General features: G+C 57.2%; 22 protein-coding genes. 1 reads left to right on the top strand and 21 read right to left on the bottom strand.

Annotation, left to right across the window (positions count from 1 at the left end):
- Positions 1-570: 570 nt before the first annotated feature.
- From B0G52_RS33110 to B0G52_RS33070, 9 genes are all read right to left on the bottom strand, one after another.
- On the bottom strand, positions 571-1,335 hold the full coding sequence (locus B0G52_RS33110) for a zinc ribbon domain-containing protein (protein ID WP_094050717.1): 765 nt from the start codon (positions 1,333-1,335) through the stop codon (positions 571-573).
- Positions 1,335-1,982 carry a GyrI-like domain-containing protein gene (locus B0G52_RS33105; RefSeq protein WP_094050716.1) on the bottom strand — a complete coding sequence of 216 codons (648 nt, stop codon included), beginning with the start codon at positions 1,980-1,982 and terminating at the stop codon, positions 1,335-1,337. The genes B0G52_RS33110 and B0G52_RS33105 overlap by 1 nt, the downstream gene beginning before the upstream one ends.
- A gap of 271 nt (positions 1,983-2,253) precedes the next feature.
- Positions 2,254-3,207, bottom strand: coding sequence for a helix-turn-helix transcriptional regulator (locus B0G52_RS33100; RefSeq protein ID WP_094050715.1), 954 nt, complete (start codon positions 3,205-3,207; stop codon positions 2,254-2,256).
- A 70-nt stretch (positions 3,208-3,277) separates the two neighbouring features.
- Complete coding sequence (locus B0G52_RS33095; RefSeq protein ID WP_094050714.1) at positions 3,278-4,477, bottom strand: MFS transporter; 1,200 nt, start codon at positions 4,475-4,477, stop codon at positions 3,278-3,280.
- Between the two features lie 76 nt (positions 4,478-4,553).
- Positions 4,554-5,153 (bottom strand): TetR/AcrR family transcriptional regulator, encoded by a 600-nt coding sequence (locus tag B0G52_RS33090; RefSeq protein WP_094050713.1) that lies wholly within the window; start codon positions 5,151-5,153, stop codon positions 4,554-4,556.
- Positions 5,154-5,310: 157 nt separating this feature from the next.
- Positions 5,311-5,742, bottom strand: a complete 432-nt coding sequence (gene fucU / locus B0G52_RS33085) for an L-fucose mutarotase (RefSeq protein ID WP_094050712.1) — start codon at positions 5,740-5,742, stop codon at positions 5,311-5,313.
- Positions 5,743-5,778: 36 nt separating this feature from the next.
- The gene (locus tag B0G52_RS33080) at positions 5,779-7,272 is read right to left on the bottom strand and encodes a rhamnulokinase (RefSeq protein ID WP_094050711.1); all 1,494 of its coding nucleotides are present in this window, start codon (positions 7,270-7,272) and stop codon (positions 5,779-5,781) included.
- A 35-nt stretch (positions 7,273-7,307) separates the two neighbouring features.
- Positions 7,308-7,964 carry a class II aldolase/adducin family protein gene (locus tag B0G52_RS33075; protein ID WP_094050710.1) on the bottom strand — a complete coding sequence of 219 codons (657 nt, stop codon included), beginning with the start codon at positions 7,962-7,964 and terminating at the stop codon, positions 7,308-7,310.
- Positions 7,965-8,086: 122 nt separating this feature from the next.
- Entirely contained in the window at positions 8,087-9,877 is a 1,791-nt protein-coding gene (locus tag B0G52_RS33070; protein WP_094050709.1) for an L-fucose isomerase, read from the bottom strand.
- A 126-nt stretch (positions 9,878-10,003) separates the two neighbouring features.
- Between B0G52_RS33070 and B0G52_RS33065 the strand changes: the two genes are divergently transcribed.
- A complete protein-coding gene (locus tag B0G52_RS33065) occupies positions 10,004-11,020 on the top strand; it encodes a LacI family DNA-binding transcriptional regulator (RefSeq protein WP_094050708.1) in 1,017 nt (338 codons plus the stop codon).
- A gap of 268 nt (positions 11,021-11,288) precedes the next feature.
- On the opposite strand, the gene B0G52_RS33060 is transcribed toward B0G52_RS33065, so the two are convergent.
- The 12 genes from B0G52_RS33060 to B0G52_RS33005 all read right to left on the bottom strand — a co-directional run bounded on the left by B0G52_RS33060 (position 11,289) and on the right by B0G52_RS33005 (position 25,702).
- The gene (locus B0G52_RS33060; protein WP_094050707.1) at positions 11,289-12,875 is read right to left on the bottom strand and encodes a glycoside hydrolase family 43 protein; all 1,587 of its coding nucleotides are present in this window, start codon (positions 12,873-12,875) and stop codon (positions 11,289-11,291) included.
- Positions 12,876-12,910: 35 nt separating this feature from the next.
- Positions 12,911-14,071, bottom strand: coding sequence for a glycoside hydrolase family 88 protein (locus B0G52_RS33055; RefSeq protein ID WP_094050706.1), 1,161 nt, complete (start codon positions 14,069-14,071; stop codon positions 12,911-12,913).
- A 47-nt stretch (positions 14,072-14,118) separates the two neighbouring features.
- Positions 14,119-14,958 (bottom strand): carbohydrate ABC transporter permease, encoded by an 840-nt coding sequence (locus B0G52_RS33050; RefSeq protein WP_094050705.1) that lies wholly within the window; start codon positions 14,956-14,958, stop codon positions 14,119-14,121.
- 1 nt (position 14,959) lies between these two features.
- Entirely contained in the window at positions 14,960-15,865 is a 906-nt protein-coding gene (locus tag B0G52_RS33045) for a carbohydrate ABC transporter permease (protein WP_094050704.1), read from the bottom strand.
- A 200-nt stretch (positions 15,866-16,065) separates the two neighbouring features.
- Entirely contained in the window at positions 16,066-17,430 is a 1,365-nt protein-coding gene (locus B0G52_RS33040) for an ABC transporter substrate-binding protein (protein ID WP_094050703.1), read from the bottom strand.
- 132 nt (positions 17,431-17,562) lie between these two features.
- Entirely contained in the window at positions 17,563-19,335 is a 1,773-nt protein-coding gene (locus B0G52_RS33035) for a cache domain-containing sensor histidine kinase (RefSeq protein ID WP_094050702.1), read from the bottom strand.
- A 54-nt stretch (positions 19,336-19,389) separates the two neighbouring features.
- The gene (locus B0G52_RS33030; RefSeq protein ID WP_158223985.1) at positions 19,390-20,982 is read right to left on the bottom strand and encodes a response regulator; all 1,593 of its coding nucleotides are present in this window, start codon (positions 20,980-20,982) and stop codon (positions 19,390-19,392) included.
- An 89-nt stretch (positions 20,983-21,071) separates the two neighbouring features.
- Complete coding sequence (locus B0G52_RS33025; protein ID WP_094050700.1) at positions 21,072-22,427, bottom strand: glycoside hydrolase family 28 protein; 1,356 nt, start codon at positions 22,425-22,427, stop codon at positions 21,072-21,074.
- A 145-nt stretch (positions 22,428-22,572) separates the two neighbouring features.
- Positions 22,573-23,100 carry a VanZ family protein gene (locus B0G52_RS33020; protein ID WP_158223984.1) on the bottom strand — a complete coding sequence of 176 codons (528 nt, stop codon included), beginning with the start codon at positions 23,098-23,100 and terminating at the stop codon, positions 22,573-22,575.
- Entirely contained in the window at positions 23,097-24,017 is a 921-nt protein-coding gene (locus B0G52_RS33015) for a M15 family metallopeptidase (protein ID WP_094050698.1), read from the bottom strand. The genes B0G52_RS33020 and B0G52_RS33015 overlap by 4 nt, the downstream gene beginning before the upstream one ends.
- Positions 24,018-24,252: 235 nt before the next feature.
- The gene (nfsA, locus tag B0G52_RS33010) at positions 24,253-24,990 is read right to left on the bottom strand and encodes an oxygen-insensitive NADPH nitroreductase (RefSeq protein WP_094050697.1); all 738 of its coding nucleotides are present in this window, start codon (positions 24,988-24,990) and stop codon (positions 24,253-24,255) included.
- A gap of 19 nt (positions 24,991-25,009) precedes the next feature.
- Positions 25,010-25,702: a DNA alkylation repair protein gene (locus tag B0G52_RS33005; protein WP_094050696.1), complete on the bottom strand. Its 693-nt coding sequence runs from the start codon at positions 25,700-25,702 to the stop codon at positions 25,010-25,012.
- Positions 25,703-25,711 lie beyond the last annotated feature (9 nt).

Here is a 25,711-nt window from a genome sequence, read left to right as displayed (position 1 = left end):
TCGTTCTATCTCCCCTTTCATTCTCTGCGTCTTTTGCCGCTATCCCCTCCGTTCAGTTCACTCCACTCCGTGCCTTCCGACCGATTTTTCGCCCCCTTTTGCCGCTATCCCTTCCGGTCAGTTCACGCCCTCTGCCCCGCCGCTTTCTGGCGCCCTTTTGCGGCTAACACGCAGCCGTGAGGACGACCAACTAAACTGAACTAAACTAAACGGGATAGCTTATCGTTAAACGCTAAATAATCAGGTTTCTGAGATATCGGGATAAGGACAAGTGGAGGAAATACGACGTTGTTGAGCTCGCAAGAAGAGTACGACCAACCTGATTGGAGGGGATACCGGCAAAAGAACTGAAAAGGCGCTACGTACCTATTCATAATGCGATGCAGGCAAGCTGAGCGGACGGGATACCGGCAAAAGAACTGAATAGGCGCTACGTACCTATTCATAATGCGGCGCAGGCAAGCTGAGCGGACGGGATACCGGTAAAAGATAGGCGCGCTATGCCGAACGCTATGGCGAAGAAGGGACCGCCGACCGATGTTCTCGAATCGACAGCCCCTTCGGGTGAAACTATTTCACGGCGATGTAGATGTCGACTACGGCGTCTTCCGGGTTGGCGCTGCGCTCGTCGTACAGTTCGAAGTCGCCCGTGTACGCTCGCTCCGGTCCCGCGGAGGACGACGCCCATCTCCAGATGCGCTGCCAGGCTTCCAGGACGACGGCCCCGATCGGTCCGCGCCTCGTCGTGAAGACGGCGTATTTCGCCGCGGGAACGTCTAACGTCGCCAGTCCTTCCGGAAGCTCCGCGGACGGCTCCTCCCTGCGGCCGATCAGAATCGTGTACTCCCCGGCGGCTCCGTCGACGTAATCCGCGTAGCAGCCGTAGATACGCGAGTCTCCTTCCAGCGCCGCTCCGGACAGAGCACTTTGAACGTCTCCGCTCCAGAAACGCTCCCACAACGCTCCGATTTTCCCCTGTCCGCTCATCTCCGCCGCATTGGTCGTCCGCTCGCCGATTCCGACCAGTTGGAACGGCTCCAGATTCACGATCGCGAAGACAGGCTCGTCCGCTTCGGTCGCCCACCGCTTCAGTCCTGGAAGAGACCCGGCGAGAATCCCTCTGGCCGCCTTCTCCTCCATGCCCTGCTCAACCAAGAAAGGCACGCAAAACTCGATCATATCCTCCACCTTAAACTCCGGCTGAGTAAACGCCCCGTTTTCGTAACAGTAAATACAGTAATCTTCCGCAAACCCGCCCGAAGCGTCCGTTCCTTGAACGTCCGTACCCGTCAGCGGCATTCCGCAGCTCTGGCATTGCAGCGTCGTCTGTTCCATCACTCGTTCTCCCCCGTCCGGCCGTCGCCTTTTATTACAGAAAATCTTAGCACCGTCTTCAGCCTGGCCGGTTCGGTCTTGCGGGGATCGGACAGATAGATTTCCCGATGGAGTTTGCTTGCGCGGATAAAGCCATGCTCCGTACAGAACGCTTCCATTCGCGCGAAGCTTGCCGGCTCGTCGTCGAAGCTTCCGATATGCATCATCTGACAGCTCAGTCCGTCCGCGATTTGCTCGAACCGGGCTTGCTCCAGAAACGGATTCGGCTTCTTCCTCTTCGTCCCTTCCAGGAAACGCTTGAAGCCTTGTACGGTCAGAAAATCGGGCTGGCGGATCATGATCGTGTACTTCAGGTTGTTTTTGTCCGTTGCGGGCTTCGACCGATCAAGCAAGTCCCATACGCCCTCAAGCGGGAAAACCGTGTACTCGTAATAGCCATCCGGCACGTCGTCGCTTCGGTAAGACATTTTCACCGCGTAGCTCAAGCTGTACAAGGCTTCCGTCGCCTTGGCGAACGCCTCGCCGTTCGGGTCGCCGGAGCCGTCGACCGCAATGAACGGCATGCTCGGCACTTTCACGACTTCCGGCGTCGTACCCGGTAAGTAGAGCGTCTTGAAGTCTTTTTTATAATCAACCTTCCTGCTCATTGCCAATCTCCCTTCGATCGCGATCTATATAGTTTGAACCCACGCAAGGGAGCCCATTGCATTCCGAAAGGGATGGCTTTGCCGGCTTCAGACAGGTTGTTTTGAGTTGCTCTGATCGATAAGATCTTCATAGGTATGCAACTCAAAGCCAAGAGGCGCGGGCAAAACCATTCCCTTTCTCCATTTCATTGGGGCACACTCTTCGATGCATCTTGGTTCAACCTATATAGTTCCACTATACCGAAGCAAACTGGACAATAGTCTGTCAGGTTTATGCATCGTACTTCCGTAAAATACCTTCGGCCTGCCGCCGGATCTCTTCGCGAATCGATTCCGGCTCCAGCACTTCCGCGTCCGGACCGAAGCTGAGGATAAAACCGTACAGCCAGCGATCCTCGGGAAATTCGGCCCAGACGACGTATCGTTCCTCTCCGTCCTCGCCTGCCGTCTCCGCCACGATCGCCTCGACGCCGAACCACTCCTCGGCAAGATGCCTCGCCCTGCGGCTGAACCGGAGCTTCAGCCGGGTCGTCTTGCCGGGGGCTTGCCATTGTTCGTTCCACGGCAGGCGCTCCGGCTCAATCGGCCTTCGCACGGCAAACCGCTCCCCGACCGCGATCGATTTCATCCGAAACAGCTTGAACAAGCGGAATTCCTTCCTCGTCCGGCAGTAGGCGTACAAATACCAGGACTGCCGCTTAAGCACCAGCGTATACGGCTCGACGATGCGAGCCGATTCGTTGCCCTGCGCGTCGCAATAAGCGAATTCGACCAATCGCTCCTCTTCCGCCGCCTTCTTCAGCAGCGCCGCCTTTTCCTCCAGATGGCCGCTGCCTCCCCACGGAGACAAATCCACGATAAGCTGCCTCGTCCGCAACTGGAATTGTTCCGATTGCGACGGCGGGACGACACTTTTCATTTTCTCCAGCAGCAGCTTGCGGTTTCGGTCCGGGTAGATCGTCGAGACGCTCTGAAGCGCGTTAACGATTTCGACCAGTTCTCCGTCCGTCAGCACGCTGCGATCCAGCCGGTAGCCTTCGGACAAACCGATTCCGCCTCCCGCCCCCTGATAAGAGATTACGGGAATGCCCGCCTGGTTCAGGACATCGATGTCCCGATAGATCGTCCGAATGGACACTTCGAACAGCTCCGCAAGCTCCTTGGCTTGAACGAATCTTCGATTGACGAGCAAAATCACGATAGATAGAAGGCGGTCCAGCTTCATGGATTTCCAGCTCCGTTTCCGGCCGATTGTTTTCTTCTCCTATCTTAACAGGCCGGAGCGCCTTAGGCGATCATGCCGCCGCCGAGGCCGTCTTCTCCCGAGCCCCCGCCCTCGCGGCCAAAATGAAGCTGATCATCAGCACGACCGCTGCCAGCACATACGGATAGTTGACGTCCACATCGAACAGCAGTCCCGCGATGACCGGACCGGCAATGTTCCCGAGGCTCGTAAACGCCGAATTGAGCCCCGCGACGTAGCCCTGCCGCTCTTCCGCCATCCTCGACATCTGCGTGCCGATCGCCGGACGCAAAATATCGATCGACAGGAAGACGATAAACGTAACCGCGAATACCATCCAGAAGCCGCTGACGAAAATCGTCAGCAAAATAAACACCCCGCACGAGAGCAGACAGAACGTAATGACGTTTCTCTCCCCGAACTTGTTCAGAATCCATCCGAACACGGTCAGCTGCACGACGGCCCCCGAGATGGAGCCGAACGTCAAAATAAAGGCGATGTCCTTCGGCGTGAACCCGAACTTGTGATCGACGAACAAGCCGAAGATCGTCTCGTAGTTGGCCAGACCGAACGACATGACGAAGACGAGAATAAGGCTGAGGAAATACGGCTCCCGGTAAGAGCGGATCAGCATGCTCCACAGACTCTGCCGCTTTTGCGGAGCCGCCTTCTTCCCGGCCGCTGCGGACGAGAGGGATTCCGGCAAAATGAACGCGGTCAGCGCCGCAGCCGCAAGTCCCGCCACGGCCGCCGCATAGAACGGCACGCGGATGCCGTACTCCGCCAGGTAACCTCCGATTCCCGGTCCGATAATAAACCCCGTCGTAATCGCCGCGTTAATGAGCCCCATGCCCCGCGCCCGTTCTTCGTTCGTCGTCATATCGGCCGTGTAGGCCATGACTGCGGGCATGATCAACGCCGCGCCCAACCCGCCGAGAAAACGGGCCGCGAAGAGCAATACGGTCGAGTTCGCGATTCCGAACAACCATTCCGACAAAGCAAACACGAGCATGCCGGCGACAATGATCTTCTTCCGCCCCAGCGAGTCGGACAAGCGGCCCGCGAGGGGCGAGAACAGCAGCTGGGTCAACGAGAAAGCCGCTACCAGCAAACCTACGACGCTGCCGCTGATGTCCAGAAGCGTCATATACTTCGGCATAACCGGAATGACAAGTCCGATTCCCATGAAAATAAGAAACAGGTTTAACATAAGGAGCAGAATCGCCCCTCTTTTTCTAAGAAGCAGTTCCATGATGAAAAATCCTCCAACATTTATACTGAATATTCATTCTAGATAATGACGTAAAAAAAGGGCGACTTCGCCCGCTTCACCCTTCCCGCTTGGCAATCCCGTAGAGAAACGTCCCCATCGCCAAGCGATACAGAGAGAGCGCCTCCTGTTGGTCCAATCTTCGCGAATGCTGACTCAGTCCGTAAACCAGACTATCCAATACGACGGCCAGCCGGTCGGCATCGAACGGCACGAACTCTCCGCTATCGATCCCTTCCTGAAGCAATTTGCGGTTAAAACTAACATACCCTGCGATCATCTCGGCCATTCGCTCTTCGACGTCGCTCGCCTTTTCCGAATTGTTGTAGAACTCGTCCGAAGCTTTCGTCAGCGGGTGATTCAAATTTTCAAGCACAAGCTGCTCCGCCATTCCGAAGAGCTTCTCCTTCGTCGTCGAGTAAAGTCGTTCCTTCTCGGCCCAGCGACTCTCCCATTCGCGGTCCCATTCCTGCAGCAAGTACAGGAAGAGCCCTTCCTTGCTCTTGAAATGATAATAGATGTTGCCCGCGCTGCTGCCGGTCGCGTTCACGATATCCTCGATCGACGTTGCTTTGTACCCTTTCTGAACGAACAACGCTTTCGCCGCGTCGGCTACCTTCTTCTTCGTCTGCTCGCTTTGCAGCTTCTTCTTGTTCATCCCGATCCGATCACCGCCTATAATACTGAACATTTATTCAGTATCTTAACGAAAAAAAGCCGGAATTGCAAGCGGTACTTGCTTCCCGGCTTTCGAATCTCGCTTGTCGCCTCGCTATTTCGGCTTCTCCGTTCGAGAGCGCCGTTGACTATTCCGGCTATTCCGCGATAACGCCCTTCTTGAGGATCAAGTTGGCGTACAGCGCACTCTCTCCCGTAGCGACGATCGCATAAGCTTTCTTGGCGCGCTCGTAGAAGGCGAATCGTTCGACTTCCTCGAACGGCGCGGTCAGGCCGGTCCGGGCTTCGATAATTTCTCCGTACGTGTTCCAGATCGGCGTCTCGACCGTGTCTCCCGGCATGACTTGCATCAACGCGACGGGTTTGTCTACATATTGGTCTAACGGGAACAGCCGCAGGATCGCGTCCAGCAACTCCGGCGCGCCATGCCCGTCGGCGCGAACGAGACGCTGCGCATGGCTGGCCGCCGGAAAATTGCCGTCCGCCAGCACGATCTCGTCGCTGTGGCCCATCTCCATCAATATTTTCAGCAATTCCGACGAGATCAGGCTCGATATCCCTTTTAACATCCGAAGCAACCCCTTTTCGACTCGATCATAACGGGTTCATACTCGTCCGAAGCCCAGAAATGTCCCGTAAGCTTCCGCCCATCCGGCATCCGCCTCCGGCTCGTAGACGTCCACCGGGAACGACGCGGCGACGAGCTCGCGCGCCTCCTTCAAATCCTTGCACTCTCCGAGCGCGACGAGCTGCATCAGCATGTTGCCGATCGCGCTCGCCTCGACCGGACCGGCCCATACCGGCTTGCCGATCGCGTTAGCGGTAAACCTGCACAACAGCTCGTTCTGGATGCCGCCGCCGACCATATGAAGGCCGCCGTACACGCGCCCTGTCAGCTTCTCCGCCTGCTCCAGCGCCTGGCGGTAACGCAGCGCCAAGCTTTCGAGAATGCAGCGGACGATCTCGCCCTCGCTCTGCGGAATCGGCTGATTCGTCTCCGCGCAGAACGAGCGGATCTTGTCTGCCATACCGCCGGGCGAGAAAAAGCGCGGATCGTCGGGATGGACAAGACTGCGGAACGGCGCGGCTTGCCCGGCCAGACGAACCAATTCCGGGAAGCCGATCTCCTTGCCCTGTTCGTCCCACTCCCGCTTGCACTCCTGCAGCAGCCATAGGCCCATGATGTTTTTCAGCAACTGGTACGTGCCGCCCACGCCGCCTTCGTTGGAAAACTCCAGCTCCATCGTCTCCGCGCTGAGCAGCGGTCCGTCCATCTCGGTTCCGAGCAGCGACCAAGTTCCGCACACGAGAAAGGCGAACGGCTCGTCGCCGGCCGGAACGGCGGCGATCGCCGATTCGGTGTCGTGCGTGCCGACCGCCACCGCCCGAATCGCGGGCACGCCAAGCTCCTCCTGCACTTCCGGGGAGAGCGGGCCAATGATCGTGCCGGGCTGAACCGGCTCCAGGAACAGATGGGACGGAATGCCGAGCCGCTCCATCAGCTCGACGTTCCAAGCCTGCTTACCCGGATCGAACAGCTGCGTCGTCGTCGCCATCGTGAATTCGCACGATTTGACCCCGGTCAGCAGGTACGCCAGCAAGTCGGGCGTCAAGAGCAGCGTCTTGGCGACCTCCAGCTTCGGAGAAGCGGCTTTCACCATCGCGTAGAGCTGGTACAGCGTGTTGAACGGCATAAACTGCAAGCCGCTCTGCTCGAACAGCGCGCGCTGGCCGATCAGACCGCTCACTTCTTCGATCAGCCCTTCCGTATGCGGATCGCGGTAATGGTACGGATTGCCGAGCAATTCGCCGCTGGCGTCCAGCAGCCCGAAGTCGACGCCCCACGTATCGATGCCGAACGTCGCAGGCTCATAGCCCTTCTGGAAGGCGAAGCGGATGCCCTTCTTCATCTCGTGCAGCAGCCGGAGCGTATCCCAGTGCAGATGCTTGCCGACCTGGATCGCATGATTGGGAAAACGGTGAACTTCCGTCACTTCCAGCCTGCTTTTGCCGTTATCCCCTTCGGTCAGCCGCCCGACAAGCGCGCGGCCGCTGCTCGCGCCCATGTCGAAGGCCAGCACGGCAGCTCCTTTGGTCATCGCGGTTCACTCCTTCTCTTCTCGCGGCGTCCGCCTTATTTCATTTTCTGCAGCAATTGAATCCGGTAAGCCTCGCTCTCCAGGGAGGCGATTTCTTCGAACTCTTCCTTCGTCAACACTTTAGGCTCCTTGATCGCCTTGGCGATCAGGAAAATTTTCGCGCTTTCCTCGACGACTTCCGTCCGGTAGTACGCCTCGCGCAGGTTGCGTCCGGTCGTCACCAGACCGTGATTGCCGAGCAGAATCGACGAGTGCTCGATTTTCTCCACGACCGCGTCGGCAAGCCGATCGGTCGTCGGCAGCACGTAATCGACGTAGACGGTTTTGCCGACAAGCGCGGCCTGGTCCGGGAACATAATCGGCAGATCCTTCTCCACGAGCGTAAAAGCGATGCAATACGGCGGGTGCGTGTGCACCATCGCGCCGATGTTCGGGTTTTGACGGTAGGCGTACAGATGCATCAGCACTTCCGATGAAGGACGCAGACCGATATCGGTAATATGGCCGGTCTCGATGTCGACTTCCACCCACTGCTCCGGCTGGATTTCGTCGAGCGCGAAGCCGCTCGGGGACAAGTACATTTTGCCTTCGTGGCGCGCGCTGAGGTTGCCTCCCGGTCCGACGACCAGTTTGTTGGCGACCGTCTTCTGCGCGTATTTGCATAACTCTTGGCGAATTTCCTGGCTGCTCATAATCGCGTGGCTCCATTCTATGGACAAACGGCTGCCGCCTGTCCCGGAAGGGGGTAGGGCGTGTCTGAACACCCGCCCTCGGAGTATTCAGACACGCCCTTGCGACAGCGTCGTCGGATTTATTATTTGTACAGCGGTCCGAAGTTGCCGCACGCGCGGTAGTCGGCGCTCTCCGGGTTGTCGGTTCCGAACAGGCCCCATGCCCGCGGACGGAAAACTTTCTCATCCGGCACATTATGCATGCTGACCGGAATGCGCAGCATCGACGCGAGCGTGATCAGGTCGGCGCCGATGTGGCCGAAGCTGATCGAGCCGTGGTTCGCGCCCCAGTTGTCCATGACGTCGTACACGTTCTTGAACGAGCCCTTGCCCGTCAAAATCGGGGCAAACCAGGTCGTCGGCCAAGTCGGGTCAGTCCGCTTGTCCAGCGCGTCGTGCACTTCCGGCGGCAGATCGACGGAATAGCCTTCTGCGATCTGGAGCACCGGTCCGATGCCTTTGACCATGTTCAAGCGCGACATCGTCATCGGCATGCCGCCGCGGGTCAGGAAGTCCGAGGAATAGCCGCCCCCACGGAAGTATTCGACCGACGCCGGACGCCAGGAGGTGGCGTCGAGACATTTCTGCGCTTCCTCTTCGGTAATTTCCCAGAACGGCTTCATAACCGGCTTGCCGTCCTTCGTCTGCTCGCCCGTGCCGTCCATCGTCGCCGAGCCGGAGTTGATCAAGTGCAGGATGCCGCCCTCGGCCGCTCCGGACAGCTTATGGCCCGTTACGCGCTCGACGGAATCGGGACTCCAGTACGTGCGGACGTCTGCGAAGATTTGCGCCGTGTTCGTCAGCAAGTTGCCGAACAGCATAACCGCGCCGTTCAGGCTGTCATTCTCGGTCGCTACCATATACGGAGCGCGAATGCCGTTCCAGTCGAACGAAGAGTTCAGAATCGTCTCCAGGAAGTCGCCGTTCGGGAAGTGGTCGGTCCATTGGCGCTGGCCTTGGAAGCCGCCCACGATCGCGTTGTGGCCCTGCGCTTCTTCGCCGAAGCCAAGCTCGGCCAGACGCGGGTTGCCAACCATCAGGTCGCGTGCGATCAGTGTCATTTTGACAACCGTCTCCCAATCCTTGTCCTTCTGCTCGCGGGAAGTTTGCAGATGAGGCGGATTGTTGTCCGGACCTTCGATGCAGTTTTCCTTCACCCAGGCAAGCGCTTTCTCGAACTCGACCGGATCATAGATCTTCTCGTCGAAGCGGCGCACGAATTCGCTCATGTCGACGTATTCCGTGCGCAGGCCAAGGTACTCCTGGAAGAAGGCGTCGTTGACGATCGAGCCCGCGATGCCCATCGATACAGAGCCCATCGACAGATACGACTTGCCCTTCATCAGCGCGACCGCCAGTCCAGCTTTCGCAAAGCCCAGCAGCTTGCCTTTAACGTCCTCCGGAATGTCCGTCGAACCTGCGTCCTGAACGTCGTTGCCGTAGATGCCGAATGCCGGCAGCCCTTTTTGTGCATAGGCGGACAATACGGCGGCCAAGTAGACCGCGCCCGGACGCTCCGTGCCGTTAAAGCCCCATACCGCCTTCGGAATCGCTGGATCCATGTCCATCGTCTCCGTGCCGTAACACCAGCAAGGCGTAACCGTGATCGAGACACCGACGTTTGCCTTGGCGAACTTGCTCGCCGCGGCCGCGGATTCCGCGACGCCGCCGATCGTCGAGTCGGCGATCACGCACTCGACCGGCGTGCCGTCCGGATAGCGAAGGTGATCGGAGAGAAGCTTGGCAACGCCTTTTGCCATGTTCATCGTCTGCTCTTCCAGAGACTCGCGGACGCCTCTGCGTCGGCCGTCAATCGTCGGACGAATGCCGATCTTCGGGAATTCGCCTTTCCACCTGAACTGTTGGTCTGCCATGTGATTAGCCTCCAATGGAATTAAATAATGTTACCGATAACCCCAAGTTACCAAGGAAAACGCTTGCTGTCAATTCTTTAATTTTGTAAGATAAAAGAACATAATGACGACAAGGAGCTTATCTCCATGGTTACGATCTACGATATCGCCGCCAAAGCCGGAGTTTCCGCGATGACCGTATCCAGGGTTATCAATAACACTGGCAAAATCAGCGACAAAACCCGGAACAAAGTTCGCCGCGTCATGGAGGAGCTGAACTACGTTCCGAACCATATGGCCCGCAGTCTGGTGCTGCAGCAGAGCAACGTGCTGTTCCTGCTCATTACGGACATTACGAACCCCTTCTATACGACGGTCGCGAGAGGCGCGGAGGATGCCGCCAGGAAGCACGGCTACCGCCTGCTGTTCGGCAATTCGGACGAGAGCGTCGAGAAGGAAAAAGATTATATCGACACCATTCTGGCGACAAGAGCGGACGGCGTGCTCGTCGCCCCGACCGGCGATCTGTCGCTGCCCCACTTGGAGACGCTGAGAAGACACCGCGTTCCGTTCGTGCTGCTCGACCGCGAGGTTCCGGGCATGGACAGCGACGTCGTGCTCGGCGACAGCAAGGAAGGCGCGCGCAAGCTGGTCGACCATCTGACGTCGTGCGGTCATCGCCGGATCGCGCTGATCAACGGCTCTCCGCTCATCTCCAGCGCCAGGCTTCGGCTGGAAGGATACCGTGAGGCGCTCAAACTGAACGATATCCCCTTCGATCAGAACTACGTGCTGGAAACCGCGTTCGAGCCCCGCAGCGACCTGAGCGAGATCGAGAGCTGGCTGGACCGCATGTCTCCGCCTCCGACCGCCATCGTCGCCGGCAACAACGTGCTTGCCGTCGAGGTCATTCGCACCTTGCACGCGCGGGGCTTCCGGGTTCCCGAACAAGTATCGGTCGTCTGCTTCGACGATCTCGGCCCGTATTCCGAGATCGACCCGTTCCTGACCGTCATCGCCCAGCAGGCTTACCAATTCGGCTATCTCGGCACGCAGATGCTCGTCGACCGCATCCAGGAGCGCGACGTCACCGGCCTGCCATGGAAAAAAATCGTGCTCCCCGCCGACATGATCGTTCGTCGGTCGGTTAGCACGATTAAGTGAGTCTGGTTTTGCAGCTGCCCGGGAGCCGGTGGCGGGGTCCGAGGCCAAATAAGTGCCTCGGCAGACACGTGACCGCGTGCTCAAGGCCAAGAAAGTGCCTCGACGGTACGCGCCCGAGAGACACCGGCAGGGTCCGAGGCCAAAAAAGTGCCTCGGCAGACACGTGACCGCGTGCTCGAGGCCAAAAAAGTGCCTCGACGGCCCAAGCCCAAGCCATGCCCGCCCCCTGCCTCGAGCGTACAGCTTGGCGTCTCCGCCTGGCATGTTCCTATTCGTCGTCGCGGCCTACGTATCGGAAATAGTCGAAATCCGCATGCTTCATCGTCCCCGATAAATCCTGCGCGCACAAGCCGATCAGCGTTCCGGTGAATCCGAGCTTGCCCTCGTATTCGTCAGAGAGCTGTCCCAAATCGAGCTCGGGGCCGACGGCCTGCCATTGTTCCCCGTCCGGAGAGCAGAAAAACCGGACGCGATCCACCTCGACGCTAACCTTCAAATAACAGCGCGTCCACCCCTCGGCCGACACGACGGCCCCTTCCGGCTCATCGTATTGGCCTGATCGGGTCGTAACGAGCGCGACGTGCTTGCCCCTCTCTTCGTCCCGGCTCACCCGCAAATAAAAATGATCCGACTCGTCGTAATAGAGCGTTAACCCGGCCATTTGATTAAAATGCTCCGGCTCGAACTCCACGCAGATTTCGGCCTCGCAGCTGAAATCGGTCAGCCTTCTGGCCACCATGCTCTGCTGAAACCAGGAGAACAGCGACTCCCGTCCGCGCAGCCGCAAATATCCCGGACGCTCAGACAAACTGAGCCATTCGTCGTCCGCAGGCACGCGCAGCGTGAAATACTGGCCGCCAAGCTGCGGTTCGTCGAAATCGTCCGTCTCCGGCAGAGCGGGAAACGGATGCGGAGGCAGGTTCGGGCCGTCCGAGATCAAGTCCGGCGCTTTGCCGCCGCCGGCAAGACGCAGCCAACCGTCCTCGGTCCATTCCACGCGGACGAGTCCGGTTTCGCGTCCAAGCGGACACAGACGTCTTCCCGGCAAGGGACGAGCGCATATAAAGGATAAATACCATTCGCCGTTCTGCGTCTCCACGACAGCGCCGTGTCCGGCCTTCTGCAGCGGATGCTCGGGCCGATCGATCGTCGTGATCAACGGATAGTCCGGATCGTATTCGTACGGACCTTCGATACGCCGCGACCGCGCCAGCGTCGCCGCGTGATTCCACCCGGTGCCGCCCTCGGCCAGCAGCAGGTAGTACCAACCGTTCCGTTTGAACATGAACGGCCCTTCGGTAACGCCAAGCGGCGTCCCCGTGGCAATCGTCCGTACAGGACCGACAAGCGCTCCTTGCTCCGGCGAAAATTGCTGCATAACCACCCCGCCGAAACGGTTTTTCCCTTGGCGGAAATCCCAGCGCATGTTCAGCAGCCATTTGCTCCCGTCATCGTCATGGAACAGGAACGGATCGAAGCCGCTGCTGTTCAGATAAAGCGGCTCCGACCACGGCCCTGCAATGTCAGTCGCCGTCAGCAAATAGTTATGCAAATCCTTGAACACGCCCCGGCGTCCGACGACGTTCGTAATCATTAAATAGAACGTGCCGTTGTCGTACGTCAGCGCGGGCGCCCAGATGCCTCCGGAGCTTGGAACGCCGCGAAGATCGAGCACAGACGCGCGGTCGAGCGGACGCGACAGCAGCCGCCAGTGAACCAGATCGCGCGAATGGTGAATCTGCACGCCCGGAAACCATTCGAAGGTGGACGTCGCGATATAATAGTCTTCGCCGACGCGAAGCATGGATGCGTCCGGATTAAAGCCCCGCAATACGGGGTTGCGGATTTCCCCCATTCGATCATTCCTCCTCCGGCCGCAGCCGGCATTTCTTACCACAGATACAGATCGTCGCCTTTCAATTTGAAGACGGCTTCCATGAAGTAATAGTCGCCGTAAATGATGGCATGATGATGGGCTGCGGCGTGATAGGCGCCGGAGCCGTTCTGCAGGATGGCGTCGGAGCTCTCCGACCAGTCGCTGCGGGATTTGTCCAACGCTCGCAGCAGCTTAAGCGCCGCATTCAGATAGACATCCTTCTCGTAAGTGCCGACGGCTTTGGCGATTTCGATCAGCCCGCACGCCGCGATCGCGGCGGCCGTGTCGTCCTCGCGCCGAGGCTCCGCCGGCTGCCGGAAGTCGACTGGAATGACGCCGCTGTCCGGAATGTTGGCGATAAAATAATGCGCGATCCGCTTCGCCGTATGCAAATATTCCGCTTTGCCCGTATGAGTGTAGCTCATCATGAATCCGTACAGCGCCCACGTCTGTCCTCTCGTCCAGGACGAGCCCTCCTCGTAGCCCTGTCCGCCGTACGTTTTCACCACACCGCCTTGATGCGGATCGAACTCGACGATATGATTGACCGATCCGTCCGGTCGGACGAAAGCTTCCATTGACGTATCGGCATGCTTCATGGCGATTTGCTTAAAGCGCGGATCGCCCATCTCCTCCGAAGCCCAGTAGAGCAGCGGAATGTTGAGCATGCAGTCGATGATCGCCCAGCCCCGCGTATCGTTGTCCTCCAGATCGTTCCATGCGCGGATGAAGCCTCCGGCCAGGTTAAACCGGCCGGCAAGCAAGTTGGCGGCATGCAGCGCTCGCTTGCGCGACTCCGGGTTGCCCGTCACCCGATAGTTGGCCACGCTGGTCGGCAGCCACATGAAGCCTACGTCGTGATGCAGACCGTAGAACTCCTGAAAGCAGCGGTCCAGCTTGGCTTCGGAGATTTGGGCGATCTCTTTGTACTTATCGTCGCCGGTCTCGTGATGCATCAGCCACATCATGCCGCCCCAGAAGCCGTTCGTCCACCAGCAGATGCCGTCCGCGACGTCGCCGGACGGGTTGCTGACCGAACGATCGTCGTAGGTTCCGTCTATCGTCGTGTACGGAATTTTGTGCCGCGATTTCTCGCTGACCCAGTCCATTTTTTGCGTGATTTTCCCGATTACGCCGTCAAGCCAAACCTTGTCCTCACCCGTTATCAGCGCCATGAATAAACCCTCTCTCTGTTTGCTAAACCGGCCTCTTCATAATTGAATCAGCCCTTAATCGCACCTGACGACACACCTTTGACGAAATACTTCTGCAGCGACAGGAACGCGATCAGCACCGGCACGAGCGACATCGTCGTACCCGCGAAAATCATGTCCCACCGCGACGAAAATTCGCCGACGTAGAAGAACAGCTCGACGATCATCGTCTTCGGCTCGCCGGAAGGCAGCACCAGCATCGGCATCAGGAAGTCGTTCCAGATGCCGAGCCCTTGAAGCACAACCATGCTGGCGGTCACGGGGCCGAGCAGCGGAAAGACGACACGCCAGAAAATGCCGATTCGCGAACATCCGTCGATCTCGGCGGACTCCTCGATCTCCCGCGGAATGCCCTTCAGGAAGCTGGTGTACAGCAGAACGCCGAAGCCGACGGAGCCGGCGATGTAGATCAGGATCGGTCCCGCGAGATTGCCGAACAGCCCCATCGTCTTCAACTGCTTGAACAACGGAATCATATACACCTGAAACGGAATCATCATGCCGAACAGAAAATAAATATACACGCCGTTCGTCCACTTGCTGTTTTTGCGTTCGATGCCATACGCCGCCATCGGAATAATGAAGATCATGCAAATAATGGACCCGGCGGTCAAAATCGCGCTGTTGGAGATCGCCTTCGGATAGTCCGTCTTAGTTAACAAATACTTGAAGCTTTCCAGATAAAAGCCGCTGGGAAACGCGATCGCATCCCGCAAAATTTCCCCGTTCGTTTTAAACGCCGACATAATGTTGAAGTAGATCGGAAAAGCGAACAGGATCGCGACGATCAACGTTACGGCGAACAGGACGACGTCTCCAGGCCGGATTCGCGCTTTCGTTTTTCTCATCTCACATTTGCACCTCTCTCTTGCGGAGCACTTTGATCTGAACGAGCGAAATGAGCAGAATGAGAATGAACAGCACGAGCGCCAGCGCCGTTCCGAAGCCTTGCCGCCCTTCTCCGAAGGCGACTCTGTAAATGATGTAGGTCAGTGTTTCGGTCGCGAAGCCCGGTCCGCCGTTGGTCATGACCGCGATCTGATCAAACATCTTGAGCGAGCCGATCATCGACAGCATCACGCAGACCGTTGTCGCTCCGGCGAGCAGCGGGAACGTAATATGGCGGAATTGCTTCCATCTCCCTGCCCCGTCGATGCTGGCCGCCTCCATCAGCTCCTGGGGAATGCCTTGCAGTCCGGCCAAATAAATGATCATATAGTAACCGGCCGCCTTCCACACCGTCGACAAAATGATCGAGAGCAAGGCGAAGTCGGGGTTGCCGAGCCAGTCCGTTTTCAAATTTCCGAGCCCGATCGCATCCAGCAGTTGGTTCACGACGCCGAAATTGTAATTCAGGATGATCATCCAGATGAAACCCATAATGATGCCGCTCATCAGCACCGGAAAATAGAAGATGCTGCGAAACAAATTGCGGAACCAGCGAACCTTGTCGACCAGCACCGCCAGAGCGAGCGCCACGATGTTTTCGAGCAGGACGAGCGCGATCGCCAAATAAATCGTATTTATTAAAGCGTTGTGCACGCGGGGGCTGTTCCACATTTCTTTAAAGTTCTCGAAGCCGATATAGCGAATGTCCGGGTTGATGCCGTCCCAGGACGTAAAGCTCAAGTTAATGCTGCTCAGAGTCGGCCAGATGACGAATACACTGTACAGCGCAAACGCCGGCAAAATGAACCACAACGCGTAATCTTTCCACCACGTCTTTCTTTTGGTTTTAACGAACGAAGCGCTCACGGCTCTCTCCCGCCTTCCTTAGTAGACTGTGCCCGTCAAGCAAAATGCCTTTGCGTCCTCCAGATGCAAAATCGAGTTTTTGTCGGAGGTCATTCAGAAAAGTACAGCGAATTTTTTACTTTTTGAATCACTGATTAAAACAACCTCCGCCTCAACCGGCAGAGGTTGTCTGTTCCTTCATCTCGGTCCGCTTGTATCCGTTATTGCTGATTGGCCTTCACGTTGCTGTCGTATTCGGCGTCGGCCTGCTTCATGTATTCGGCGACGTCCCCCTTATTGACGATGAGCTCCTGAAGCAGCTTGTAATACCAGTTGCGGAACTGCGGAGGAATCGCGTTCTCGCCATACCATTGATTGATCATCATCGACTTTTGGATGCCGGGATCGGCCGCGATCGCGAGCACCTGCTGCATGATCTCGTTCGCCTCGATGTCCATCTTCGCCGAAGTGGAAGGAATGCTTCCGCTGTTTTCGATAAACGTCTTATACTGGGCGGGATCGAAGAAAAACTTGACGAAGGCCGAAAACGCTTCAACCTTGTTCGAATCCTTGGCCGCTTCCGAAGACAGCGACCATCCCGAGAGGCCCGGCAGGCCGACGACAGTCGTCTTGCCTTCCCGGTCCGGCAAAGCGTAGAAGCCCAGCTCGAAGTTCGGGTCGGCCTCCAAAATCTGTCCGATCATCCACGGTCCCGAGAACAATTGCGCCGCCTTGCCCGACACGAGAATCGAAGCCGTCTGGTTGTCGGCGGTGCTGAGCCAGCCTTTGTCTACATACTTGGAGAACAGCTCCTTGTAGTCGGTAATGGCCTGAACAACCTGCGCGTCAGTGAAGCTCGCCGTTTGCGCCGTACGCTTGGAGTTCCAGTCCGGATCCTTTGCGTACACCTGGCTGATGAGGAAGTAGTTGACCCAGAAGCCCATATGCCACAAATCTTTGCCGCCGACCACGATCGGGGAGGTACCCGAAGCCAACAGCTTTTCCTGGATTGCTATGAACTCGTCGTACGTTTTTGGAAGCTCCGTCACGCCGGCGTCGGCATACGCTTTCTTGCTGTACAGAATGCCGTTCGGCGCGTTGGCGGAGAGCGGCGCGTTATAATATTTGCCTTCGTAGGAAGGCAGGTAGGAGAACAGGCCGTGAAGCTCCTCCGGCAGCTCGGCCAGCTTGCCGGCGTCTGCGAACACCTTCGTGTCCCTCATTTCGACGACGTCCGGGAACTCGCCGACCGCATCCTTCGTCTTCAGCCAGTCCAGATAGGAATCGCTTGTCGTTTCGCTCAGGTTTTTGATCGTGATGTGCGGATACGCCGCGCTGAACGCGTCGAGGACGTCTTCGATCGCCTTTTTCCCCGCAGGGTCACCCGTCGCATATCCGATCGAAAGCGTTACCGGAGTCGGCGTGTCTTGCGACGCTTGCGGAGAGCTTGAGCCGGACGACGCGCTCGGCGAAGGACTCGGAGAGCTGCTGCTGCCGCTGTTGCCGTTGTTGCCGCCGCAAGCCGTCAACACGAGCGATGCCGACAAAATGCCGGATGCCAATTTCAGTAACCGTTTGCTTGCCATGTTTGGATTTGCCTCCCTTTGGATGTTGCTTCTGTAAGGATCGTTGTCCTTGGTTATAAGCTTAGCATCGGGCTTTCGCTTGTGAAATGAAGTTTCTTAAGCCCCATGTGTGGGAGATTTAAGCGTTTGGCCTCATATCTTCCTGACAGGAAAGCTCAGCCTGACCGACGTGCCGACATGCTCCATGCTGCTGATCTCCAGCCCGTAGCCGTCGCCGCACACCGTTTTGATCCGGTCGCACACGTTTTTCAAGCCTACGTTTTTGCTCGGGGCTTTCGTCTCCGCGAGCTGGTCCTTCAACCGCTGCAATTGAGTCTCGCTCATGCCGACGCCGTCGTCGTATACGGTGACGGACAGCGTGTCGCCGGCCCGCTCCATTGTGACAAGTACGCTGCCTTTGCCGCCCTTGGGCCGAATGCCGTGCTGGATCGCATTCTCTACGATCGGCTGCAGCGACAGCTTCAAGATCGGGAAGTCCATGCGCACGTCGTCGGCGACGTTCAGCCGAAGGTCGATCCGATTCTCGTAACGGACGCGGATAATATGAAAATAATCGTTCAGATGGTCGATCTCCTCCCGTACAGTAACCCAATCCTCGCCGTAATCGATCACGTACTTCAACTGATTGGACAGGGCAAGAATCATGTCGGCCACTTCGCCGTCGTCGTTGTAGACCGCGTTCATGCGGATCACTTCCAGCGTGTTGTACAAATAATGCGGGCGGATCTGGCTTTTCAGCGCGTTCAGCTCCGCTTGCTTCTGTTTGATTTCCGCGACGTAGGCGTCGTTGATGAATATTTTGAGCCGTTCCACCATCCGGTTGAATCCGAACGCCAGCCGGCCGAGCTCGTCTTTGCCGTAGGATTCGATCTGCGTATCCAGATTGCCCATCTCCACTTTGTTCATATGCTGCAGCACGTCGCGGATCGGCGAAGCGAGCCGCCTGGACAGCAGCGTGCCCATAGCCAGCAGCGCGATCGCGCAGACGACGATGGCGAGATAGACGGCCGATTGCGTGGAGGTCAGTTGGGCGAACAGGCTTCGCTCGGACACGCGCATGAGCACTTGCCCCGACAAGTAAGGAATCTCGTCGCTGAACACGAGATAATCTTCGTCGTCGAAGCGCTCGGGCGCTGTCTCCGCCGCCTCTTCGCTCGCCTTTTCCCGATCCGTCCGGTTGCTGTAATAAATCCGATTGGCCCCGTCCAGCACGTACAGCTCGTCGTCCTTGTTCAGATTCATCTCCTGGAAAAAGCTGTCCAGAACCCCCGCGTCGACGTCGATAAACAGGCTGCCCACCACCTTCGGTTCCGCAGTCAGCGTGCCGGAGATGTCGATCAGATTGCGCCCGAACGTAATGACGCGCCGGTCGGGAGAATTGTAATAGTGCTCACCGTGGGTCGGGTAGATCGACAGATGGTTCGGTTTCTCCGCGAGCGGCTGCAGCCACTCCGCGACAGGCAGCTTCTCTTCCAGCAACGGCTTGCTCTGCCTCGTCTGGAAATACAGCTTGCCGTCCAGCGAGCGGACGAAATACACGCTGCGGATATGTTTGTCGCTGTAGAGCACCGTTCTTAGAAAAGCGGCGATCGGAATGCTGTTGATCTGCTCGTACTCGTTCACGTTGGCGGTCTGGTTGACGGAGATTGTATGCGAATAGCCCTCGTATCTTCCCGTATACATCAGGCGGGTAATGTCGTCGTAATCGGAAAAGAAGTTGTTGACGTTATAGCTCAAATAAAGCGACATCTGCTTCAGATTGTTGACCGTAAACTGCTGAACGTGCCCTGTGAACGCTTGCAAAGAAAAGATGCTCAGCGCGATGAGCGGCACCAGGCCGACCAGCAAAAATGCGGCCGAAAATTTGACGAAGACGCTGTTCCACCATTTTCGTACGAAAGACATGGCGTTCCCCCCGGCAATCTGGATGACAAGCGCGCGTCCCGCGATCCCCCTCGCTCAGTCCCTGAGAGATTGCTTGAATTCCTGCGGCAGCTTGCCCGTATGCTTCTTGAACATGTCGCTGAAATGCCTCGCATTGTTGTAGCCGACCTTCTCCGCGATCTCGTACACCATCAGATCGGTCGTCTTAAGCAGTTGGACGGCCTGCTCCATTCGCAAGTCGGTGACATACTGCTTGAAATTGCGCTTCGTATGCTTCTTGAAGAAGCTGCTGAAATAATAAGGGTTCATAAAAGCGATCGCGGCGACCGATTCCAGCGAAACGTCCTCCGTATAATGAGCTTCGATGTACCGGACGATTCGGGCGATCAACGTTTGCTCCTTGCCGGCCGGCTTGTCCCCGATCCGGTCGTACAACTCCTGGAGCATGTCGACAATGCCGCCGCACATCGCCTCGTACGTCTCGTATTGTCTCAATCGGCTTTGCAGATGCTGAATGTCGAAGCCCAGATCGGACATCGGCACGTCGGACTTTTTCACTTCCTGCACGATGTACAGAATCGAAGAGAAGCAGGTGGACACGGCAAGCTGGCGGTTGCCGATCGTCGCGGCCTTGATGACCTGCAGCAGCGCCCTCATCGTGGACAGCGCATGATCCCATGCGCCCTCGGTCAGCCCTTTCACGATCTCGGATTGAAGCGTGAACCATTCGTTCTCGCTGTCTTTGCGCTGTTCGCGCACGCGATAGCCGATCGCCCGGTTCAGTCCGGTAAAATAGGTCATCTCCAGCGCCTGTTCCGCTTGCTCGCGCGAGACGCGCACTTGGGACAGGACGCGGACGGGATCGCCTACTCCGACAGAAACCTTCAATTTGAGAAAATTAAGAATGTTGTCCCTGATCGCCGACGCCAGCTCCATCGGGACGCCCGGCTCCTCGCAGCTCAGCACGAAAACATGCTTCCCCGCCCGGACGAACGAATATCCGGCGCCGACAGCTTCAACGCTCTCTTGCACGATATTGCGGACGGCGAATTCGACCAGCTTCTGCGTGGCCGCGGGCCAGCGTTCGTTATCGTTGCCCGTCGGATCGATCCCGACAATACCCGCCGCATACAGAGGTCCGGCAAGCTGATTGCGCAAGTACGCGTAGCCTTCCGAGTGCTCCGACAACACGCCCTCCGCCAACTGCTCCACCCATACGTCCACTTCCCCGTCGCGGTTTTTCCGCTCCAACTGGTCCAGCTTGCGCCTGCGGCGATCCTCCTCGTTTTCCTCGCGGATCAGGGACAGCGTCTTGGCAATGACTGCTTCAAGCTCCGACTTCTTGACGGGCTTGACCAGGTAATCGACAGCTCCGTAAGCAACGGCATCGCGCGCGTACGAAAACTCCTGATAGGCGCTGATAAACACGGTTTTGATCGGCAGCTCGCGCCGCTTGATTTCTTTAATGATGTCGATGCCGCTATAGTGAGGCATGCTGATGTCGCTAATGACGATGTCGGGCTTGAGCGCTTCGATCGTCTCCAGCAGCTCCTTCCCGTCATAGGCGTAACCGACGATCTCCATCCCATACTCTTCCCACGGAATCAGCTTGCCGAGCCCCTTCAAAATAATCGGTTCGTCGTCGGCGAGCACTACGGTTATTTTCATGCGGCTACCCCCTTCCCGGATCGTCTCGTCCATAACGCCAAAACAGGGACGCGAATGGTCTCGTGCCCCTGTTCCAGCTCTCCCGTTATTCAATATACCGCGATGTCTTTCTTTAAGGTTGTGCAATTTTCCACGAAGTAATCTTCTCTCGTATCCTCACGCAGAGCATGGAGCTTCAGCCCGTCCAGCACAAGCCGCTCGACGTTGCGGACATCCATGAACGTCGCCCGGCTCCAGTCCGGGTAATAGTTTTCGGACACTTCCTCCGGATGCTCGAGCCGCATGTCCCAAACCTGCGGATATTCGGAGGGAATATCCTCTCTTTTGACGCCGCCTACGAATGTGTAGGTCACGTTTCTGAGCGTCAGATCGCGGATCGGGCGATCGGCGCAGGCATCGACGCGAATGCCGTTAAAGGCGGGACTGCCCATAACATCGTCGGCGAAGCGGTAGTGGGTACGGTGCATCTCCTCGTCGTCCGTGCAGACGAGATCGGAGAGCGAGATCCGCTCCAACGCGCCGATCTCCGGCATCCGTTCCAGGCCGACAGAGGAGCCGATGACGTCCAGACGATTGTTCAGCAGCACGAAAACCGGCCGCCGGACGTTCCGCATGACCAGCCCTTGGGCGACGATGTCGGTAATGCTGCCGCCTTCGGTGCATTCGATTTTGATCCCTTCGCGCCATACGTTCTCGAACGTACAGTTGCGGATGGCGACGTTGGAGATGTCTCCGATCGACTTCAGTCCGATGCGAATGCCCGCGCAAATGGAAGAAAAGTGACAATTGGTAATGTGCACGTTTTTCATCGGATAAGCTTTGCTGCTGGCCTGCAGACAGAGATTGTCGTCCGTGCCGCGAATTTTGCAGTTGGCGATAAACACGTTGCGGCAGCCGTCGTAATCCAGTCCGTCCCCGTTGTAGCGCCTCTCGTTGCAAATGTCCAAATCTTCGCACCAGATGTTCTCGCTGTCCAGGAAAGCCGTCGTCCACGCCGCCGAGTTATAGAGCCGCAAGCCTTTGACATGAACGTTGCGACAGCGGAGCATGCGGATCATCATCGGACGGTAAATGCTGCCCTCGTTCGGGAAGCAATCGGCGTTTCCATTAATCTCGCCATGGCCGACGATGCCGATGTTGTGAGCGTCTTCGGCATAGATCAGACATTTATCCATTTCTTTCTCATTGATATACCGATTATAATGCGTCCCGTCCGGATAGTCGACAATATGCGGACTGGCCAGCAGCGTCCCCGACGGATTCACCCGCAAATAGACGTTCGACTTCAACACAATCGTTCCCGTCACGAACGTGCCTCCGGCCAGCACGACATAACCGCCGCCTGCCTCAAAGCAATCGTCGATCGCCGCTTGAATGGCTTTCGTATCGACGGTCATTCCGTCGCCCGAGGCCCCGTAATCTTTTACGTCGAATAGATCCCGCATCCTTCATTCCCCCGCAACGGCTAAGATGGCTGAAAACCGGCAATCCTCCGAAACGGCTATCGGATCGCGCGGTTGTGTGTGTTCCATTGTAGAGCACGCGACGGGAAAGGGGTATGCGGCTTTTTAAGCGGCTTGTGCTCCTTTTTTAAGAACTTTTAACGGTGGTGTCGGATTCGTAATCCGGTTCATCGGCTTTTTTCCGCCCTGCTTTGGCAAACAGAGCGTACAGCGCGCAGCCGGCCATCCCGCCCGCCGTATTCAAAATCAGATCGTCCACGTCAAAGCTGCCTATGGAGAAAATCGCCTGGGACATTTCCAGCGCCAAGCTGAGAAAGAACGAGATCGCCAAGACGTTCTTGGCGGACCTCGTTCCCTTGCGGGCTCCGAGCGCTGCCAGCAGCAGCCCGAGCGGCACGAAAATCAAGAAATTTCCATACAAGTTCATCGAGCTGTGTCCCGTACCGGCGTTCAGCGCGCTCGTGATTTCATGCAGCGGAATCAGGTTTCCCTGCTTGATCCTCGTCAGGATGCGTGCCGGTTCCTGGAAGCCGATCTTCAGTTGCTCCGTCAACAAGGAGACATCCGCGGAATGACCTTTGAACAGAATTATTTTAACTAGAAAATACAAATAAACGGCGAGAATCGCTTGCAGCACGATCGTTCTCAGCTTCACGAAGGTCCGGCCTCCTTCGCGCCCGGCGAGCCGGCGCCCCAAGTCGTAACGATAACCCCGCCCATGTTGTCCCCGGAAAGCTCGTAACTGCCTTCGATCGGAATGGAGAAAGGCTTTCTCGCCTTCACGGAGTAGTAGGACACGGTATACGCCGTTCCGTTCACTTCCGCCTGAATCCGTCCTTGTTCTTTGAGGTAGTCCAGATACTCTTCCAGCACCATGCCTCGCTTCTGCATGATCGCGCTGTGCGGGAGCCCGACGTAGCGAAAATGCCAAGGCTCGTGCTTAACGCCCGTTATTTCCGTCTTGTCCTCCGGATAGCGCAGCACGAAGCCGTGCTTCCAGGCGTTCTGCTCCAGCCACTTGCCCTCCGGCGCGTCCTTCATCAGCCCGAGCGAAGAACCGACATCGAGCGACAGTCCCAGATTATGCTCGCTGTAGCCCGGCGGATTGGCGTAGTCTGCCCCCATCTTCTCGTACAGCTCGGCTTGTTTTTCCTCGTCTCTGTAGCCGCTCGTAATCAGAAATTGATCGACTCCGTCCGCTCTGGCCTCATCGATCATCGCGGCCAACTTGCGCAGCAGATCCGGCGGCAGCTCGACGCTGTTGTCCAACACGCCGATTCCTTCCATTAAATCCGGCCGCTCGAACAGATTAACGACGTCGGGCAGCTTCGCCCCTTTCGGCACGGGGTGGCGGGAATTGACGAGCAGCAAATCTCCTTGATGCGCCTCGTCCGGACCGATATCCAGCATCGCCGTTTCCGCCGACTCCGGCTCCGGCTCCGGCTCTTCCCAGCGCGCAGACTCCCCTTCCACCACGACGATTTTATTTTCATCCGAGCCCGCCGGCTTTAATGCATTCCACCCGTAGCCGAGCATAAGCGCAATTGCTGCCGCGAATAATAGTTTTTTCATGCTGCGAATCCTCCCTTATCTTTCTTCAGGATAAAGGAGAGTTTTTAAGAATAAGGCGGGAAAATCCTAAAGAATTTATTAAGAGGGGGAATAGGCAAGAGGCCGCCCCCCAGATCCAATGTCGACCTGACGAGACAGCCCCGCGATATTCGATCCATTTCTCCGCCGTTGTCCGGCAGATCGGGAAATGCCGTACATGACCGGTTCCGTCCTTACGCTCGAACCTGGACATTGGCTATTTTCTCAGAAAACCCTGCTTCATTAAGAAAGATTGCATGTGCAGACGCGAAGGAGACGCCATTCGTTCCGCCATCTGCTCCGACCAAGAGCGGCTCGTTCTGCCTTCGGACCTGGCCAGCATATATTCGCGGGTCGCTTCGTCATACTCGGCAATCGCCGCAAGCTCGTTATTTGTATGATAAGATTCCCGATGATAGACGGCCCTCAGAGGCAAGCGCGGCCGGGAGATAGGCGATTGATCCGGATAACCAATGCACATGCCGAATACCGGATAGACGAGCTCCGGCAGCTTAAGCAGTTCGGCAACCTCGGCGATGCGATTGCGGATACCGCCGATGTAGACGATGCCGAGGCCCAACGACTCAGCGGCTACGGCTGCGTTCTGGGCGGCGAGCGCTGCATCGACGGTCGCGATAATAAAATGCTCCGTCGTGTCCGTCTGCGCTTCGGTCCCGTGCATCGCCGAAGCGGCGCTTAGTCGGTGAAGGTCCGCGCACCATACGAGGAAAAACGGACATTGCTCGATGTATACCTGATTGCCGCACAGAACGGCAAGCTGCTTCTTGAGCTCGGCATCGGTAACTCCGATGATGCTGTAGGCCTGCATATTGCTCGAAGTGGACGCCATTTGTCCGGAGTGCAGAATGGCATCCAGCTTGTCTTGTTCGATCGGAGTCGTCAAAAATTTGCGGATGGAGCGGTGGCTTTGCAGCAAGCGGATCGTATCGTTCATTTGGCTGCCTCCCCTTGCCTCAACACCTTACATATTTGCGCTTGAACCCTAGTTGTCCTCTTGCTTCCGCCTTCTCGATATTCCCCAAAGCGTTCAGGACTTTCTTCTTCACTTCGACTTGGCCGATCGCTTTAGCAGTCTCGACCGCTTCCTCATGGAGCGGCAAGTAGGAGACGCCGACCGTGTAAATAAAATTGCTCATCGCGTATTTGGTCCGTTCGGGACGATCGTGAATCGTGTTTCTCACGAGCTCGAGCATATCCCTAAGCTTGTTTTCGGAAAATTCGTGATCCGGACGGTTGCCCAGCAGCCAGCAGTAGCAGTTCCACCCTGCTGACATTTTCAGCTCTTCCCCGCTGGCGATCCATTTATCGGACACTTCTTGCGCAATGTCCGTCTCAGAGAGCGTAACCGCGACGACGAAGTCCGACAGCATATAGAAATAAGCGGTCTCCATCCACCGATCGAAATCCGCCTCAGTCATTGCTTTCGGATCGGCGATAACTCCGGCAAAATACATCGCGTCGTAATTGCCCGTAGCATACAACTGCTCGGCCAGCGGCTGATTTTTCTTGATGATTCTGGACATCGGCTTCATCTCGCCTGTAGCGACGCCGAACAGCGGCTCATGCGCTCCGTTGGACATGTACATCTTCTTTAACCGTTCCTTGCCGAGTGCTTCGAGCTGCTGCATTACCGCTTCGAATTCCATCGTGATCCC

Source organism: Cohnella sp. SGD-V74 (assembly GCF_003001675.1).
Taxonomy (GTDB): Bacteria; Bacillota; Bacilli; order Paenibacillales; family Paenibacillaceae; genus Cohnella.
The sequence above is the reverse complement of the archived record's forward strand: the minus strand, read 5'-3'. Positions and strand labels throughout refer to the sequence as shown.

Excerpts from the sequence above, each read along its gene's own strand:
- B0G52_RS33055 (WP_094050706.1), bottom strand. The coding sequence starts at position 14,071 with ATGGCGCTGATAACGGGTGAGGACAAGGTTTGGCTTGACGGCGTAATC.
- B0G52_RS33095 (WP_094050714.1), bottom strand. The coding sequence starts at position 4,477 with ATGGAACTGCTTCTTAGAAAAAGAGGGGCGATTCTGCTCCTTATGTTA.
- B0G52_RS33100 (WP_094050715.1), bottom strand. The coding sequence starts at position 3,207 with ATGAAGCTGGACCGCCTTCTATCTATCGTGATTTTGCTCGTCAATCGA.
- B0G52_RS33080 (WP_094050711.1), bottom strand. The coding sequence starts at position 7,272 with ATGACCAAAGGAGCTGCCGTGCTGGCCTTCGACATGGGCGCGAGCAGC.
- fucU (WP_094050712.1), bottom strand. The coding sequence starts at position 5,742 with ATGTTAAAAGGGATATCGAGCCTGATCTCGTCGGAATTGCTGAAAATA.
- B0G52_RS33110 (WP_094050717.1), bottom strand. The coding sequence starts at position 1,335 with ATGGAACAGACGACGCTGCAATGCCAGAGCTGCGGAATGCCGCTGACG.
- B0G52_RS33075 (WP_094050710.1), bottom strand. The coding sequence starts at position 7,964 with ATGAGCAGCCAGGAAATTCGCCAAGAGTTATGCAAATACGCGCAGAAG.
- B0G52_RS33035 (WP_094050702.1), bottom strand. The coding sequence starts at position 19,335 with ATGTCTTTCGTACGAAAATGGTGGAACAGCGTCTTCGTCAAATTTTCG.
- B0G52_RS33025 (WP_094050700.1), bottom strand. The coding sequence starts at position 22,427 with ATGCGGGATCTATTCGACGTAAAAGATTACGGGGCCTCGGGCGACGGA.
- B0G52_RS33105 (WP_094050716.1), bottom strand. The coding sequence starts at position 1,982 with ATGAGCAGGAAGGTTGATTATAAAAAAGACTTCAAGACGCTCTACTTA.
- B0G52_RS33050 (WP_094050705.1), bottom strand. The coding sequence starts at position 14,958 with ATGAGAAAAACGAAAGCGCGAATCCGGCCTGGAGACGTCGTCCTGTTC.
- B0G52_RS33070 (WP_094050709.1), bottom strand. The coding sequence starts at position 9,877 with ATGGCAGACCAACAGTTCAGGTGGAAAGGCGAATTCCCGAAGATCGGC.
- B0G52_RS33005 (WP_094050696.1), bottom strand. The coding sequence starts at position 25,702 with ATGGAATTCGAAGCGGTAATGCAGCAGCTCGAAGCACTCGGCAAGGAA.
- B0G52_RS33030 (WP_158223985.1), bottom strand. The coding sequence starts at position 20,982 with ATGAAAATAACCGTAGTGCTCGCCGACGACGAACCGATTATTTTGAAG.
- B0G52_RS33060 (WP_094050707.1), bottom strand. The coding sequence starts at position 12,875 with ATGGGGGAAATCCGCAACCCCGTATTGCGGGGCTTTAATCCGGACGCA.
- B0G52_RS33040 (WP_094050703.1), bottom strand. The coding sequence starts at position 17,430 with ATGGCAAGCAAACGGTTACTGAAATTGGCATCCGGCATTTTGTCGGCA.
- B0G52_RS33015 (WP_094050698.1), bottom strand. The coding sequence starts at position 24,017 with ATGAAAAAACTATTATTCGCGGCAGCAATTGCGCTTATGCTCGGCTAC.
- B0G52_RS33065 (WP_094050708.1), top strand. The coding sequence starts at position 10,004 with ATGGTTACGATCTACGATATCGCCGCCAAAGCCGGAGTTTCCGCGATG.
- nfsA (WP_094050697.1), bottom strand. The coding sequence starts at position 24,990 with ATGAACGATACGATCCGCTTGCTGCAAAGCCACCGCTCCATCCGCAAA.
- B0G52_RS33090 (WP_094050713.1), bottom strand. The coding sequence starts at position 5,153 with ATGAACAAGAAGAAGCTGCAAAGCGAGCAGACGAAGAAGAAGGTAGCC.